At 62.2% G+C, this 15,104-nt stretch carries 17 protein-coding genes; 11 read left to right on the top strand and 6 right to left on the bottom strand.

Annotated features, from left to right (window positions below; genetic code table 11):
* The first annotated feature begins 10 nt into the window (after positions 1 to 10).
* The 10 genes from phnG (at position 11) to BWR59_RS24500 (ending at position 8,042) form a co-directional block, all read left to right on the top strand.
* Positions 11 to 478, top strand: a complete 468-nt coding sequence (gene phnG, locus BWR59_RS24545) for a phosphonate C-P lyase system protein PhnG (RefSeq protein ID WP_081568230.1) — start codon at positions 11 to 13, stop codon at positions 476 to 478.
* On the top strand, positions 478 to 1,095 hold the full coding sequence (gene phnH, locus BWR59_RS24540; RefSeq protein ID WP_081568229.1) for a phosphonate C-P lyase system protein PhnH: 618 nt from the start codon (positions 478 to 480) through the stop codon (positions 1,093 to 1,095). Before phnG ends, phnH begins: the two co-directional genes overlap by 1 nt.
* On the top strand, positions 1,095 to 2,168 hold the full coding sequence (locus tag BWR59_RS24535; RefSeq protein WP_081568228.1) for a carbon-phosphorus lyase complex subunit PhnI: 1,074 nt from the start codon (positions 1,095 to 1,097) through the stop codon (positions 2,166 to 2,168). The genes phnH and BWR59_RS24535 overlap by 1 nt, the downstream gene beginning before the upstream one ends.
* A complete protein-coding gene (locus tag BWR59_RS24530; RefSeq protein ID WP_081568227.1) occupies positions 2,165 to 3,052 on the top strand; it encodes an alpha-D-ribose 1-methylphosphonate 5-phosphate C-P-lyase PhnJ in 888 nt (295 codons plus the stop codon). The genes BWR59_RS24535 and BWR59_RS24530 overlap by 4 nt, the downstream gene beginning before the upstream one ends.
* Complete coding sequence (gene phnK, locus BWR59_RS24525; protein WP_081568226.1) at positions 3,049 to 3,864, top strand: phosphonate C-P lyase system protein PhnK; 816 nt, start codon at positions 3,049 to 3,051, stop codon at positions 3,862 to 3,864. Before BWR59_RS24530 ends, phnK begins: the two co-directional genes overlap by 4 nt.
* 34 nt (positions 3,865 to 3,898) lie before the next feature.
* Positions 3,899 to 4,615: a phosphonate C-P lyase system protein PhnL gene (gene phnL, locus BWR59_RS24520; RefSeq protein WP_081568225.1), complete on the top strand. Its 717-nt coding sequence runs from the start codon at positions 3,899 to 3,901 to the stop codon at positions 4,613 to 4,615.
* Positions 4,609 to 5,772 carry an alpha-D-ribose 1-methylphosphonate 5-triphosphate diphosphatase gene (locus BWR59_RS24515; RefSeq protein ID WP_081568224.1) on the top strand — a complete coding sequence of 388 codons (1,164 nt, stop codon included), beginning with the start codon at positions 4,609 to 4,611 and terminating at the stop codon, positions 5,770 to 5,772. Before phnL ends, BWR59_RS24515 begins: the two co-directional genes overlap by 7 nt.
* Entirely contained in the window at positions 5,772 to 6,353 is a 582-nt protein-coding gene (phnN, locus tag BWR59_RS24510) for a phosphonate metabolism protein/1,5-bisphosphokinase (PRPP-forming) PhnN (RefSeq protein ID WP_081568223.1), read from the top strand. The genes BWR59_RS24515 and phnN overlap by 1 nt, the downstream gene beginning before the upstream one ends.
* Complete coding sequence (phnP, locus tag BWR59_RS24505; protein ID WP_081568222.1) at positions 6,344 to 7,093, top strand: phosphonate metabolism protein PhnP; 750 nt, start codon at positions 6,344 to 6,346, stop codon at positions 7,091 to 7,093. The genes phnN and phnP overlap by 10 nt, the downstream gene beginning before the upstream one ends.
* Positions 7,094 to 7,220: 127 nt before the next feature.
* On the top strand, positions 7,221 to 8,042 hold the full coding sequence (locus tag BWR59_RS24500) for an alpha/beta hydrolase (RefSeq protein ID WP_081568221.1): 822 nt from the start codon (positions 7,221 to 7,223) through the stop codon (positions 8,040 to 8,042).
* Between the two features lie 376 nt (positions 8,043 to 8,418).
* Here the strand turns inward: BWR59_RS24500 and BWR59_RS24495 are convergent, their stop codons facing one another.
* Genes BWR59_RS24495 through BWR59_RS24480 form a run of 4 tightly spaced genes read right to left on the bottom strand, consistent with a single transcriptional unit; the run spans position 8,419 to position 13,253 of the window.
* Positions 8,419 to 9,900, bottom strand: a complete 1,482-nt coding sequence (locus BWR59_RS24495) for an efflux transporter outer membrane subunit (protein WP_081568220.1) — start codon at positions 9,898 to 9,900, stop codon at positions 8,419 to 8,421.
* A 55-nt stretch (positions 9,901 to 9,955) separates the two neighbouring features.
* On the bottom strand, positions 9,956 to 11,569 hold the full coding sequence (locus BWR59_RS24490) for a DHA2 family efflux MFS transporter permease subunit (protein ID WP_081568219.1): 1,614 nt from the start codon (positions 11,567 to 11,569) through the stop codon (positions 9,956 to 9,958).
* Positions 11,566 to 12,705 carry an HlyD family secretion protein gene (locus tag BWR59_RS24485; RefSeq protein WP_081568218.1) on the bottom strand — a complete coding sequence of 380 codons (1,140 nt, stop codon included), beginning with the start codon at positions 12,703 to 12,705 and terminating at the stop codon, positions 11,566 to 11,568. Before BWR59_RS24485 ends, BWR59_RS24490 begins: the two co-directional genes overlap by 4 nt.
* Positions 12,706 to 12,710: 5 nt before the next feature.
* Complete coding sequence (locus BWR59_RS24480; RefSeq protein ID WP_081568217.1) at positions 12,711 to 13,253, bottom strand: helix-turn-helix domain-containing protein; 543 nt, start codon at positions 13,251 to 13,253, stop codon at positions 12,711 to 12,713.
* 162 nt (positions 13,254 to 13,415) lie between these two features.
* Here BWR59_RS24480 and BWR59_RS24475 point away from each other — a divergent pair, with 162 nt between their 5' ends.
* Positions 13,416 to 13,745 carry a thioredoxin family protein gene (locus BWR59_RS24475; RefSeq protein WP_081568216.1) on the top strand — a complete coding sequence of 110 codons (330 nt, stop codon included), beginning with the start codon at positions 13,416 to 13,418 and terminating at the stop codon, positions 13,743 to 13,745.
* 151 nt (positions 13,746 to 13,896) lie between these two features.
* Here BWR59_RS24475 and BWR59_RS24470 read toward each other — a convergent pair whose 3' ends face one another.
* Positions 13,897 to 14,562, bottom strand: coding sequence for a response regulator transcription factor (locus tag BWR59_RS24470; protein WP_081568215.1), 666 nt, complete (start codon positions 14,560 to 14,562; stop codon positions 13,897 to 13,899).
* A 31-nt stretch (positions 14,563 to 14,593) separates the two neighbouring features.
* On the bottom strand, positions 14,594 to 15,097 hold the full coding sequence (locus BWR59_RS24465; RefSeq protein WP_230982086.1) for a PQQ-dependent catabolism-associated CXXCW motif protein: 504 nt from the start codon (positions 15,095 to 15,097) through the stop codon (positions 14,594 to 14,596).
* Positions 15,098 to 15,104: the final 7 nt, after the last annotated feature.

Raw genomic sequence — 15,104 nt, 5'->3', positions numbered from 1 at the left:
GATGCCCTCGATGACTGCTACATCCGCGTTCACCACAAGCCCCGACCACGCTGTCCGCCAGCACTGGATCGGCGTGCTCTCGCGTACACGTCGCGATGAATTGTCGACGTACGAAAACGCACTGCGCGACGCCGAATACCAGCTGATTCGCGCCCCGGAAATCGGCATGACCCTGGTCCGAGGCCGCATGGGCGGCAGTGGCGCGCCATTCAACGTCGGCGAAATGAGCGTGACCCGTTGTGTGGTGCGCCTTGCCGATGGCCGCACCGGTTACAGCTATCTGGCCGGGCGCGACAAAGCGCACGCCGAACTGGCCGCGCTCGCCGACGCGCATCTGCAAGGCGCACAACAGGCTCACTGGATCCGCGAGCTGATCGAACCGCTGGCTGCGGCGCAAGCCGTACGCCGGTCTCAACAACAAGCCGAAACCGCAGCGACCAAGGTGGACTTCTTCACGCTGGTCAGAGGAGAAAACTGATGAGTGCGACCCTTTTACAGCCTGCTTTCGCCGACCCCGTGCTCGACGCCCAGCGAAGCTTCCGCGCTGCCCTCAAGGCCCTGGCCGGTCCCGGTGTCGCCCAGAGCCTGTTGACTGCGCAGACCCCGCCGCATCTGGAAGGCCTGGCGTCGGCGAGTCACGCCCTGTGCCTGGCGTTGCTGGATATCGACACCCCGCTGTGGCTGGCGCCGAAGTTTGACACCCAGGCGATTCGCGCCAACCTGACCTTTCATTGCGGATGCCCGATTGTCAGCGACCGCCAGAACGCCCGCTTCGCCCTGTTGGACGACAGCCAGTTGCACGACCTCAGCGGTTTTGATCTGGGCAATGACCGCTATCCCGACCAGTCATGCACGCTGCTGGTGCAACTGCCGAGCCTGCAAGGCGGGCGTCAGGTCGCGCTTCGCGGCCCCGGCATCGAAAGCAAAAACCACGTCAGCCTGCCGTTGCAGGAAGCATTTTGGGAAGAGCGTGAATCGCGCAGTGACTTCCCGCGCGGGATCGACGTGTTTTTCCTCGCGGGCAGCGAACTGATGGGCCTGCCGCGCAGCACTCAGGTGCTGTTCAAGCCCTCGCAGACCCAGGGAGGTGTGTGATGTACGTTGCCGTCAAGGGTGGCGAACAGGCCATCGACAACGCTCACAAACTGCTGGCGAAGAAACGCCGTGGTGACACCTCGGTGGCTGAACTGGCGGTCGAGCAGATCCGTCAGCAATTGCCGCTGGCCGTTGCCAGGGTCATGACCGAAGGTTCGCTGTACGACGAAGAACTCGCCGCGCTGGCGATCAAGCAAGCGGCGGGGGATCTGGTCGAGGCCATCTTCCTGTTGCGCGCCTACCGCACCACGCTGCCGCGTTTCAGCGCCAGCCTGCCGATCGACACCTCGGCGATGCAGCTCAATCGTCGTCTGTCGGCGACTTTCAAGGATGTCCCCGGGGGCCAGCTCCTTGGGCCAACCTTTGACTACACCCATCGTCTGCTGGATTTTACCTTGCTTGCCGAGGGCGAGTTTCCGGGGCCGCAAGGCAAACCCGAAGCGACCGTCGAAGCCTGCCCGCGCGTGTTGGGGCTGTTGACGAAAGAGGGCTTGATCAAGGAGGAGGCCGACACCGGCGCGCCAGTAGCGGACATCACCCGCGAGCCGCTGGAGTACCCGGCCAGCCGCGCCGAGCGCCTGCAAGCGCTGGCCCGTGGCGACGAAGGTTTTCTGTTGGCGCTGGGCTATTCGACCCAGCGCGGCTACGGCCGCAATCACCCGTTCGCCGGCGAGATCCGCGTGGGTGAAGTCGAGGTCTGGATCGAGCCTGAAGAACTGGGCTTCCCGATTTCCATCGGCGCCATCGAAGTCACCGAGTGCGAGATGGTCAACCAGTTCGTCGGTTCCGCCACTGAATTGCCGCAATTCACTCGCGGTTATGGCCTGGCGTTCGGGCATGCCGAGCGCAAGGCCATGGGCATGGCGCTGGTGGATCGTTCGCTGCGTGCGGGCGAGTACGCCGAAGAAATCGTCTCGCCAGCGCAGCAGGAAGAATTCGTCCTGGCCCACTGCGACAACGTCGAAGCCTCGGGTTTCGTCTCGCACCTGAAACTGCCGCACTACGTCGACTTCCAGGCCGAACTGGAATTGATCCGCAAACTGCGCAAGCCCTCCAAGGAGCAGGCCCAATGAATGCCGCCACACAACCCCGGCGCTTACCCCGAGAATCGCGCGACGAGGCGTACAACTTCGCGTATCTGGACGAACAGACCAAACGCATGATCCGTCGCGGCTTGCTCAAGGCCGTGGCGATTCCCGGTTACCAAGTGCCGTTTGGCGGGCGTGAAATGCCGTTGCCTTATGGCTGGGGCACCGGCGGCATGCAGCTGACCGCCGCGATTCTGGGCGCCGAAGACGTGCTCAAGGTTATTGACCAGGGCGCAGACGACACCACCAACGCGGTGTCGATTCGTCGCTTCTTCGCCCGCACCGCTGGCGTCGAAACCACCGAGCGCACCCCGGATGCGACGATCATCCAGACCCGTCACCGCATCCCGGAAACCCCGTTGCATGCCGATCAGATCATGGTCTATCAGGTGCCGATCCCCGAGCCGCTGCGCTTCATCGAGCCCTCGGAAACCGAGACCCGCACCATGCATGCGCTCAACGATTACGGGGTGATGCACGTAAAGCTCTACGAAGACATCGCCACCTTCGGCCACATCGCCACGGCTTACGCCTACCCGGTGACTGTCAACGAGCGCTACGTAATGGACCCGTCGCCGATTCCGAAATTCGACAACCCGAAACTGGACATGAGCCCGGCGCTGATGCTGTTCGGTGCCGGTCGCGAGAAGCGTCTGTATGCGGTGCCGCCGTACACCCGCGTCACCAGCCTGGACTTCGAAGACCATCCGTTCGAAGTGCAGAAATGGGAACACCACTGCGCGATCTGCGGCAGTCATGACTCATTCCTCGACGAGCTGATTCTCGACGATCAGGGCACCCAGAGCTTCGTCTGCTCGGACACCGATTACTGCGCGCAGCGGGTCACCCAAGGGAGGGCCGATCAATGATCGCCGCTCAAACGCTACAGCCGGGTGTCGAGGCAAATCGCGCCCAACCGCTGCTCAAGGTCAACGGACTGACCAAACTCTACGGCCCGGAAAAGGGCTGCCAGGACGTCAGTTTCGAGCTGTATCCGGGTGAAGTGCTGGGCATCGTCGGGGAGTCAGGCTCGGGTAAATCGACCTTGCTTTCGCTGCTCAGCGGCCGCTGCCCACCGGACCGGGGTGTCATCGACTATCGCGGCGTTCAGGGCAAGTGGCTCGACCTGTACAGCGCCAGCGAAGCCGAACGCCGCACCTTGTTGCGCACCGAGTGGGGTTTCGTTGAGCAGAACCCACGGGACGGCCTGCGCATGGCGGTGTCGGCGGGCGCCAATATCGGTGAACGGCTGATGGCTCAGGGCGTGCGCAACTATCAGCAACTGCGTGCGGCGGGGCTCGACTGGCTGAGTCAGGTGGAGATCGATCCGGCGCGCATTGACGACCTGCCACGGACCTTTTCCGGCGGCATGCAACAGCGTCTGCAGATTGCCCGCAACCTGGTGTCCGGCCCACGTCTGGTGTTCATGGACGAGCCGACTGGCGGCCTCGATGTTTCGGTGCAGGCGCGGTTGCTGGACCTGATGCGCGGTCTGGTGCGCGAGCTGGATCTGGCGGTGGTGATCGTCACCCATGACCTGGCAGTGGCTCGTCTGCTGGCCGACCGGCTGATGGTGATGCGCCGTTCCCACGTCGTGGAAACCGGGCTCACCGACCAGATTCTCGACGATCCGCAACACCCGTATTCGCAGTTGCTGGTGTCCTCGGTGCTGCAACCGTGAGTGCAGCCCTGACCCGACTTTTGGAGTGGCTTTGATGAACACGCTGATCGAGGTCCGAGACCTCTCGAAAACCTTCACCCTGCATCAGCAGAACGGGGTGGTGCTGAACGTGTTGCGCGGTTTGAGTTTCGCGGTACGCGGGGGTGAGTGCCTGGTGTTGCATGGCCATTCCGGCGCAGGTAAAAGCACGCTGCTGCGCACGCTGTATGGCAACTATCTGCCAGCGGGTGGCAGCATTCGTGTGCAGCATCAGGGCCAATGGCTCGACCTGGTGGGCGCCGAGCCTCGCGATGTGCTGCAAGTGCGTCAACAGACCCTGGGCTATGTCAGCCAGTTTCTGCGGGTCATTCCGCGTGTCGCGACGTTGGACGTGGTAATGGAACCGGCGCTGGCCCGTGGCTGGAGCCGTGAAGAGGCGCAGGCCCGCGCCGAATATCTGTTGACCCGCCTGAACATTCCGCAACGCCTGTGGCAACTGGCGCCGGGCACCTTTTCCGGGGGCGAGCAGCAGCGGGTCAACATCGCTCGCGGCTTCATGGTGCCGTGGCCGGTCATGCTGCTGGACGAGCCCACCGCGTCGCTGGACGACAGCAATCGAGCGGTGGTGCTGGAACTGATCAATGAAGCGAAAAACGCCGGTGCCGCCGTGATCGGCATCTTCCACGACCGCCTGGCGCGCGAGGCGGTGTCCGACCGCCATCTGGACATGACCCCGCTGGACCTGACCGCGAAGGAGTTACTGGAATGCTGAACGAACAGATCCTGACCAACGCCCGTATCGTCACCGCCGATCAGGTGTTCACCGGCACCGTGGTTCTGCGTGACGGCCTGATCAGTGAGGTCGAAACCGGCGTCAGCTACCTGCCGCAGGCGCAGAATCTGGACGGCGATTACCTGCTGCCGGGGCTGGTCGAGCTGCACACCGATAACCTCGAAAAGCATCTGAGCCCGCGTCCCGGTGTGGACTGGCCATCGGCGTCGGCGGTGATGAGCCACGACGCGCAGATCATCGCAGCCGGCATCACCACGGTGTTCGACGCGCTGTCCATCGGCGACGTCAATCCCAAGGGCAAACGCATGCAGCAATTGCCGGGGATGGTCGACGCCATCGCCCGCGCCAATGCCGCCGATATGACCCGCGCCGAGCACCGTCTGCACCTGCGTTGCGAAGTCTGCCACCCCGACACCCTCAGCGTGTTCCGCGATCTGGTGGAGCAGCCGTTGGTGCAGCTGGTTTCGACCATGGACCATTCGCCGGGTCAGCGCCAGTTTGCCCTTGAATCCAAGTACCGTGAGTACTACATGGGTAAATATCACCTGAGCTCCGAGCAGATGGACGCGTTCATCGTCGAGCAGGTCGCCAACTCGAAGATCTACAGCGACCGTTATCGCCGGGCCATCGTCGACATCTGCCTGGAGCGCGGGCTGTCGGTGGCCAGTCACGACGACGCGACGGTGGCTCACGTCGAGGAATCGGCGGGTTACGGCATGACCATCGCCGAATTTCCGACCACCCTGGAAGCGGCGCAGGCCTGTCGCCGGCTGGACATGAGCGTGCTGATGGGCGCGCCGAACATCGTCCGCGGTGGATCGCACTCCGGCAACATCGCGGCGGCGACCCTTGCTAAAGAAGGGCTACTGGATATTCTCTCCAGCGATTATTATCCGGCCAGCCTTCTGCAAGCGGCGTTCGCGCTCGGTGTGCAGCTGGACGATACTCAACCCGTACCGGGAGCAGGGCTGGCAAAGGCGGTGACCACCGTGAGCCTGGCGCCGGCGCGTTCGGCGGGCCTGAATGATCGCGGGGAAATCCGCGTCGGCCTGCGCGCCGACCTGATCCAGGCCCGCGCCGTGGGCAACCTGCCGGTGATCCAGCAGGTCTGGCGACAAGCGAAGAGGGTTTTTTGATGGCAGGCAGGTTGATCTATCTCATCGGACCCTCCGGTTCGGGCAAGGACAGCCTGCTGGATGCTGCGCGCGAACCGATGGCCGCACGCGGCTGCCGGATCGTGCGTCGGGTCATCACCCGTTCGGCCGAAGCCAGGGGCGAGGCGGCGCAAGCGGTCAGCATCGATCGTTTCGGTGAATTGCAGGCTCAGGGTGCGTTTGCCCTGAGCTGGTTCGCCAATGGTCTGCACTACGGGATACCCATCGAGATCGATCAGTGGCTGGCCGAAGGGCACGACGTGCTGATCAACGGTTCGCGCGGGCATCTGCCTCAGGCTCGGGCGCGTTATCCGGACCTGCTGGTGGTGCTGCTCAGCGTCGATCAGGCGGTCCTGCGTCAGCGGTTGCTGGCGCGGGGTAGGGAGTCGGCAGAGGAAATCGAGGCACGTCTGGGGCGCAACGCGCAGTTTGCCGATGAATTGCTGGCCACTGCGCCCGGGACAAACGGCCCTGCGGTGATCCTGCTAGACAACTCCGGTGCGCTGGAGCAGACCGTCAGCCGCCTGTTGCAACGTATCGACCGGGAGCACGCATGCGTCTGACCCTGTTGGGAACGGGGGACGCGCGGCAGGTGCCGGTTTACGGTTGTCAGTGCCAGGCGTGTCAGGCCGCCCATGCCGATCCGCGTTTGCGTCGACGACCGTGCTCGGCGCTGGTGGAACTGGGCGATCAACGCTGGTTGATTGACAGCGGCCTGCCAGACCTCACTGAACGTTTCCCGCCGCGCAGCTTCAGCGGCATTCTCCAGACCCACTACCACGCCGACCATGCGCAGGGCTTGTTGCACCTGCGCTGGGGGCAGGGGCTGGTGATTCCCGTGCATGGCCCGGTTGATCCGCAAGGGCTGTCTGACCTGTACAAGCACCCCGGGATTCTTGACTTCAGCCAGCCGTTCGCGGCGTTTGAAACCCGCGCGTTCGGCGAGCTTCAGGTCACGGCGCTGCCGTTGCTGCATTCCAAACCGACGCTTGGGTATTTGCTGGAAGGAGGCGGGCGGCGCTTGGCTTACCTCACCGATACCGTCGGATTGCCGGATGAGACCACCGCCTGTCTGCAACGACAGCCGCTGGATGTGTTGGTCCTCGACTGCTCCATGCCGCCGCAACCCCAGGCGCCGCGCAATCACAATGACCTCAATCTGGCGTTGCAGATCATCGAAGAGCTGAGGCCGGAGAAGGGCGTGCTGACCCATGTCGGGCATACGCTCGATGCGTGGTTGATCGAGCATGGGGATGAGTTGCCCGGGAATGTGCTCGTGGCGCGGGACGGAATGACTGTCTGACCTGCGTTGCATTTTCTCTGTAGCAGCACGGCGGGCGCTCACTGAAACAAGCACATACCTTCAAGGCACATTCACAATCCCGGGCTACGCTCAATCTTCCCTGCACACTTCCCGAGGATTGCGACCCATGTCTATCTTGACCCTGAAAGACGGCACCGAGTTTTTCTACAAGGACTGGGGCACCGGTCAGCCCATCGTGTTCTCTCACGGCTGGCCGCTGGACGGCGATGCCTGGGACGCGCAGATGCTGTTCCTCGGCCAGAACGGCTATCGGGTCATCGCCCATGACCGTCGTGGCCATGGCCGCTCGGGCCAGACCTGGGAAGGCAACGACATGGACACCTACGCCGATGACCTGGCGCAGCTGTTCGAAGCGCTGGACCTCAAGGACGTGATCATGATCGGTCACTCCACCGGCGGTGGCGAAGTGGCGCGTTACATCGGCCGTCACGGCACCTCGCGAGTTGCCAAGGCCGTGTTGATTGGTGCTGTTCCGCCGATCATGCTGAAAACCGAAGCCAACCCCGAAGGCCTGCCAATCGACGTGTTCGATGGCATCCGCGCAGGCTTCACTGCAGACCGTTCGCAGTTCTTCAAAGACCTGGCCGTGCCGTTCTTCGGCTTCAATCGCGATGGCGCGAAAACCTCCCAAGGCGCCATCGACTCGTTCTGGTCCATCGGCATGCTGGGCAGCGTCAAGGGCGAGTTCGACTGCATCAAGGCCTTCTCCGAAACCGACTTTACCGAAGACCTGAAAAAGATCGACGTCCCGACCTTGATCCTGCATGGCGACGACGACCAGATCGTGCCCATCGTCGCGGCGGGCTACAAGAGCCACGAGCTGGTAAAAGGCTCGACGTTGCACGTGGTCAAGGGCGGCGCTCACGGCATGTGCACCGTGCAGCCGGATGAGATCAACAAGATCCTGCTGGGGTTCATCAAGGGCTGAGGCAACCCCCAGCAGATTTGCGGCCGACATCATCTCCGAGTCGTACGCAAATCACTCTGGGAGCGACATCATCCCCGAGTCGTACGCAAATCACTGTGAGAGCGACATCCTCCCCGAGTCGTACGCAAATCACTCTGGGAGCGACATCATCTCCGAGTCGTACGCAATCACTGTGAGAGCGACATCTCCCCCGAGTCGTACGCAAATCACTGTGGGAGCGACATCATCCCCGAGCCGTATGCAAATCACTGTGGGAGACGCCGGAGGTCACGACGGCAGCGAGAAGGGGTGTCAGGCGATGATGCTCTGACTGACCCACCGCTATCGTCCGAATCGCGGCCCGTACCGTCGTGACCTCCGGCGTCTCCCACAAGTCTCACTGTTTGGCGATCCTGGCTGCCGCGCTCTGCGGCCAGCCCCCACCCAACGCGCGGAAGGTCGAGACCGCCGCCCGTGCATCATTGGCGTGCAGTTGCGCCAGTTGGTCCCTTGAGACCAGCAACTGACGATCCTCATCCAACACTTCCACCAGGCTGATCGCGCCGCCTTTGTAGGCGTCTTGCGCGGCATCGCGGGCGGTCTGATGGGCGGCGACTTCCTGATCGACTTCGCCGCGCTGCAGTTCCAGCTCGACCAGGGTGACGATGGCGTTCTCGACGTCCTCCGTGGCCTTCAACATCACCCGACGATACTCGGCCAGGGCTTCGGCATTGGCACCCTTGGCCTGGGCGACTTCGGCATCGACGCGGCCGAAATCGAACAGCCGCCAGTGCAGGCCGATGATCGCTTGCGGCTGGAAGGCCGACGAGGTGAAGAGTTGCCCGCTGTGGGCCGTATCGAAGCCCAGCAAACCGGACAGCGAGACTTTCGGGTAGTACTCGGAAATCGCCGCACCGATGCGCGCATTGGACGCTGCCAGTTTACGCTCGGCGGCGATTACATCAGGGCGGCGGCGTAGCAGTTCGGCCGGGCCTTCGGAGTCGCTGATGGTCGGCACGCTGTACTGCTGCGCACTGTTCTTCAGCTCCTGGGAATAGGTGCCAGGTTGCGCGCCCATCAGCACGTCCAGCCGATTGAGTTGCGTGGCAAGCTCAGTGCGCAGCGGAGGTATTGTGGCGCGAGCCTGCAACACCAGCGCCTGGGCCTGAGCCTGCTCGCGGTTGGTCGCAAGCCCACTGCCCATGCGGTCTTTGATCAAGTCGAGCAAACCGTTCTGGGTCTTGACCTGATCCTCTGCCACCGCCAGCCGTTGCTGAGCGCCGCGAATGCGGAAATAGGCATCGGCAGCTTCTGCTGCAACCGAAATCCGCACACCGACATGACTCGCTTCTGCCGCCTGAGCTTCGTCTACCGCAGCTTCTTCACCACGTTTCAGACCGCCCGCCAGATCGGCCTCCCAACTGGCGCCGACGCCAATGGTTTCCAGCGTCTGATTGCGGTCGTAACCGGGAAAAGTACTGCCCACCTGACCCTGTGAGCTTTCGGTGGATTGACGCTGACGGACCGCCCTGGCATCCAGCGCACCCTGCGGCAAGCGAATCGCCCCTGCCTGTTGCGCCACCGCGCGGGCCTGTTCGACACGGGCGAAGGATTTCGCCAGGTCCAGATTCTGGTCCAGCACGCGCTGGACGATACGAGTCAGTTCCGGGTCGTTGAAACCGGTCCACCAAGTGTCCAGTGCTGGCGCGGGGGTATCGCCGACACGTTGCTGCAACAGTGCCTGATTCTGATAGGTCGCGGTCAGGGTGTTGTCCGGTTTTTGGTAATCCGGGCCAACGGTACAGCCCGCCAGAGCAATGAACAGCGCGCTGAAAGCGAAGAGGCCGGTGCGTTTGAAACGAGACGCCAGGGTGTTCATGGGGCTGTCCTCGAAACGGGATGCTGAAGGTGAGAAAAGAGAGTTCATGTCGGTCTCAATGCGCGTCGGCCGAAGGTGCCTTCGGCGGCACGACCTTGCGCATCAGCGGGACCATGGCCACGGCGACGATGAAACAGACCATGATTGCCAGAAACGCATCGGAGTAGGTCTGGGTCTGCGCCTCGCGGTAGGTCAACAGCCAAAGCTGATGCAGCGCCGAGTTGCTGGCGTCCGCCGTGTTCTGGCCAAGGCTTGCGAAGTTGTCGGTGACGGTGGCCAGCCAGTTGTTCATGGCTTCGTTGCTGTAATTCAGGTGCTCGGCCAAGTGCGTGAAATGCAGGTTGGTGCGGTCGTTGAGGATCGTGGCGCAGGCCGCGATGCCGATGGCGCCGCCCAGATTGCGCATCAGATTGAACAATCCCGAGGCCTGTTTCAGACGCGAAGGATGCAAGCCGCCCAGCGTAAGAGTCACGGTCGGTGGCACGGCCATCTGCTGAGCGAAACCGCGAATGGCTTGTGGCAGCAGCAGCTCGTGGCCGCCCCAATCATGGGTGATCGGCGAGAAGTCCCACATCGACAGGGCAAACAGCGAAAGACCGAACATCATGATCCAGCGCAGGTCGACGCGGTTGGCGAGAAAGCCGTAGACCGGGATCGCAGCCAGTTGAAACACGCCGGTCGAGAAGATCGCTTCGCCAATTTCCAGTGCGCTGTAACCGCGGACCCGGCCCAGAAACAGCGGCGTCAGGTAAATCGTGGCAAACAGGCCAATGCCGGTGACGAACGAGAAAAAACAGCCAAGGGCAAAGTTACGGTCTTTCAGGGCGCGCAGATCGACCACCGGGTTGCTGACCATCAGCGTGCGGCTGATGAAAGCAATCGCTGAAATGCCGGAAATCCACGCGGTGGTGAGAATGGTCTGATCGCTGAACCAGTTCCAGCGCGGACCTTCTTCCAGGGTGTATTCCAGGCAACCGAGAAACAGCGCGAGAAACACCATGCTGATGTAATCGGCGCCCTTGAGGAGCTTGAGGTCCATCGAGTCGATATTGACCAGCATCGGCACCGCAATCGCGACGAAAATCCCCGGTACCAGGTTGATGTAGAACAGCCAGTGCCAGGACGACACGTCGGTGATCCAGCCGCCGATCACCGGGCCCAGGGTCGGCGCCAACGACGCGATGGCACCGATGGTCGATGCGGCGATGACCCGCTGTTTGCCGGTGAAGAACATGAAGGCCGAGGTGAACACCATCGGGATCATCGAACCGCCGAGAAAGCCTTGCAGGGCGCGAAAAGCGATCATGCTCTGGATGTTCCAGGCCAGACCGCACAACAGGCTGGCGAGGGTAAAGCCGACCGCCGATGCGCAGAATAGCCAGCGGGTGGAGAACACCCGGGCGAGCCAGCCGGACAGCGGAATCACCACGATTTCTGCGATCAGGTAGCTGGTCTGGACCCAGGCGGTTTCGTCGGAACCGGCAGACAAGCCACCGCCAATGTCACGCAGCGAAGCGGAAACGATCTGGATGTCCAGCAACGCGATGAACATCCCCAGACACATGCTGGCGAAGGCCAGGACCTTGGCGGCCGTGGCCATCGACGCGGCGTCTACCGGCCCCTTGGGTTTTGCAGGAAATGCGCTGGCACTGGCGGTGGCGGCACTCATGGCGCTCGCTTCCCGTCAGCGGTGCTGGCGACGCGATCAGGTTGCGAGGCGTCGGCCTTGGTGTCGACTTCAGCGATCACCGACAGGCCGGGACGCAGTTTGCCGAGGTGGCCGTCTTCGCCGTCCAGGTAAACGCGGACCGGGACTCTTTGCACGATCTTGGTGAAGTTGCCGGTGGCGTTCTCCGGAGGCAGCACGCTGAATTGCGAACCGGTGGCGGGTGCAAGGCTGTCCAGATGGCCGTGGAATATCTGACCTGGCATCACGTCAGCTTCGATGGTCACGGCCTGGCCAGGGTGCATGTGTTGGAGTTGGTCCTCTTTGAAGTTGGCATCGACCCACAGGCCGGTGGCAGGGACGACCGACAGCAGCTGAGTGCCAGCGGCGGCGTACGCGCCGACCCGTGCCCGACGGTTGCCGATCACCCCATCGACCGGAGCGCGCAACTCGGTGTAACCAACGTTCAGCCGCGCCATGTCACGTTCGGCCTTGGCTTGTTCGAGCGCGGCGCGGGCCTGTTGTTTCTGGGTCGAGATCACGTCCAGCTGGCGTTGCGAGGCGAGCATCGAAGCCTGCGCCTTGGCGCCATTGGCCTGGGCAGTCTTGTAGGTGGCATCGGCGCGCTGGAAGCTTTCCACCGACACCGCCGAGCGCCCGGACAGCACTTGATAACGCACTTGATCGTCCCGCGAACGCACGGTTTCGACGTTCGCGGCGTCGATTCCGGCTTTGGCCTGGCTGACCACCGCATGTTGCAGCTGTTCGGTGGCATCCAGGTTGGCGAGTAATGCCTGTTCAGCCGCGACGGCGCCTTCGGCTTTGTTCAATGCAGCGACGTAATCGCGGTCGTCGATCTTCACCAGCAAGTCGCCGGCGTGAACGAACTGGTTGTCGACCACTTTGAGTTCCGTGATGTAGCCCGGCACCTTCGGCCCGATCACGGTCACGTCGCCCCCGACATAGGCGTCATCGGTGGACTCGAGAAAACGGCCGACGGTCCACCAGTGCATACCGAAGATCACTGCACCGACCACGATGGCAGCAGCGAGCAACAACAGGATCAGACGCTTGCCCCGAGCGGATTTCGGCGCTGCGACGGCAACGGCGGGCTCGGTGACGGTTTGGGGGTTGTTCATCGTGGTTACCTGTTGAGCTGCAGTGGTTGGGAAGGTGGAAGGGCGTTGCGATAGGCGTCCCGCCGCGCTCGGCCAGCTTCCAGGCGCCAGGCGGAAATGCTTTCGGAGGGGCCTTTGTAGCGAAGGCTGTGTTCATGCATGTTGATGCGCTTGCCGGAGTTGGCGTCGACGAGCACCAGGTCGACTGGCTTGCCGCTGGCCCCGTCGATCAGCTCGATGTTCGAGCCGCCCGGCGAGAAGTGTTTGCTGCCCCATTTCATCAGGGTCAGCACCACCGGACGGAAGTCACGACCGCTTTCGGTGAGTACGTAGTCGTAGCGCGGCGGCTTGTCGGAGTAGGTGTGTTTTTCCACCAGACCGGACTCGATCAGGCCATTCAGGCGACGGGTCAGCGTGCTGGCGGCAATGCCCAGGCTCTTTTCGAATTCGTCGAAACGGCTAAGGCCATACGACATGTCGCGCAGGATCAGGATGTTCCACCCATCGCCTACGTGTTCGAGGCTAAGGGCAATCGGGCAGGGCATGTCGGCGAAGCTTTTCTTCTTCATGACCGGGATCTCCAGAGCAATGACTGTCGAGAAATTATGGTCATAATCTAAGCGTGCGACTTTCATTATGCAAGTGACTATTAATATGAAAGTGACAGATGGCGCTTTGCGCTGGTTTTGTGCAGGCCGCTACACTGCCCGCAACCTGATGGGAGATTGCAAATGACTACCGAGCCTTACGTTCCTGAAACCCTGACCCGCGCTGAAGTGGACGCGCTGGAGGGCGCCAGCGTCATTGAGTTCGGCACCAACTGGTGCGGCCACTGCAACGCCGCTCAGCCTTTGATAGGCGAGGTGATTGCCGAATACCCGCAGGTACGCCGCCTGAAAATCGAGGATGGCAGCGGCAAACGGCTGGGGCGTTCGTTCCGGGTGAAGTTATGGCCGACGCTGGTGTTCATGCGCGACGGCCAGGAGGTGGCACGGCTGGTGCGGCCGACCAAGGTGAGTTACATCGAGGAGGCGTTCGAGGCGCTGGCGCAGCAGGGGTGACGGGCTGTTTTCAATTCTGTCTGACGGCTGATTGGCTTGGCTCCCTGGATCCCCGTAGGGGGCCGGCTTGCCGGCGGTGGCGTCCTCAAGTTTTCCTCCGTCGGCAAGCCGGACCGCTTCAGCGGATCGCCCTGGCAGATCATGGAAGCCGCTACCTGCGTAGATACGCCGCGAAATCGATATCCCCGGCACTCAGGATCGCCTGCACCCGGTTATGCACATTGAGCTTGCGCAAAATGGCCGATACATGGGCTTTCACTGTGGTTTCGGCAATCGCCAGGCTATAGGCGATCTGTTTGTTGGAATCGCCTTTGGTCATGCGTTCGAGCACCAGCAACTGCTTGCGGGTCAATGCCTGGAGCAGCTCGGGCGGGAAGTGCGGCGCATCGTTGCTGCTGCGGCGGGTGGTGCTTTTCTGGCTGCGGATGATGTCCGATGGCAGGTACACATTGCCGTTGAGAATCTGCTCTATGGCCTCGGTCATCTGCTTGCGTGGCGACGATTTGGTGATGAAACCCACAGCGCCATAAGTAATCGCCTGCAACACCACCTGTTTGTCCTGCTCGGCGGAAACGATCACCACTGGAATGGTCGGCGCTTCGTTGCGCAGGTTGATGAGGCCATTGAGGCCGTGCATGCCCGGCATGTTCAAGTCCAGCAGGATCAAATCCAGATCGTCATTGCCTTTGGTCAGGGCCATGGCGCTGTCCAGGTCTTCGGTTTCCATCACTTCGCTGCCGGGGAAGCCGTCGCTGATGACGTTGTGAATGGCTTCGCGAAACAGCGGGTGATCGTCGGCGATCAGGATCTTGTACATGGTTTTTCACCTTTCTTATTGTCGATGCCGTTCAGCGCAAGGGTTCGGGTTGAGCAGGTTCTACCGGCAGCCCGGCAGCGAGCCAGGCATCGAGGCCGTCGCGGTACCAATACAGATGACTGTAGCCCAGGGCATTGGCGCGTTTTATCGCGTTCCAGCTCAGCCAGCAATCGGCGCGACAGTAGAACACCAACGGTGTGTCCTTTTGACCGTCAGTCAGGGAGCGCAGGCTCAGAATGAAGTATTCCATCCAGCTCTGGGCCAGTTCGCCATCGCCGGTATTGGCCAGCCAGTGACTGCCGGGGAGGTTGGCGTGGGGTTCGTCCTCGATGAAACGGCCTTGCAGCCATTGCCGACGATAGACGTCGATCAACACCGGTTCGGGATTTTGTTTGAGCAGCATTTGCAGCTGTGCGGTGTCGACGATCTGCGCGCCGTCGATCCGTTGAGGGGTCGGGCTGCGATACAGCTTGATCCGGTAGCCGTCGGCGTTGAACAAGGGGGTGTCCGGATCGGGCGTTGCGGCCTGAATCATGGGGCTT

Origin of the sequence: Pseudomonas sp. Bc-h, from assembly GCF_002080045.1 — a bacterium.
In the GTDB taxonomy this organism is placed as follows: Bacteria; Pseudomonadota; Gammaproteobacteria; order Pseudomonadales; family Pseudomonadaceae; genus Aquipseudomonas.
Note: the sequence above shows the minus strand (reverse complement) of the source record. Positions and strands in the feature narration are given on the sequence as shown.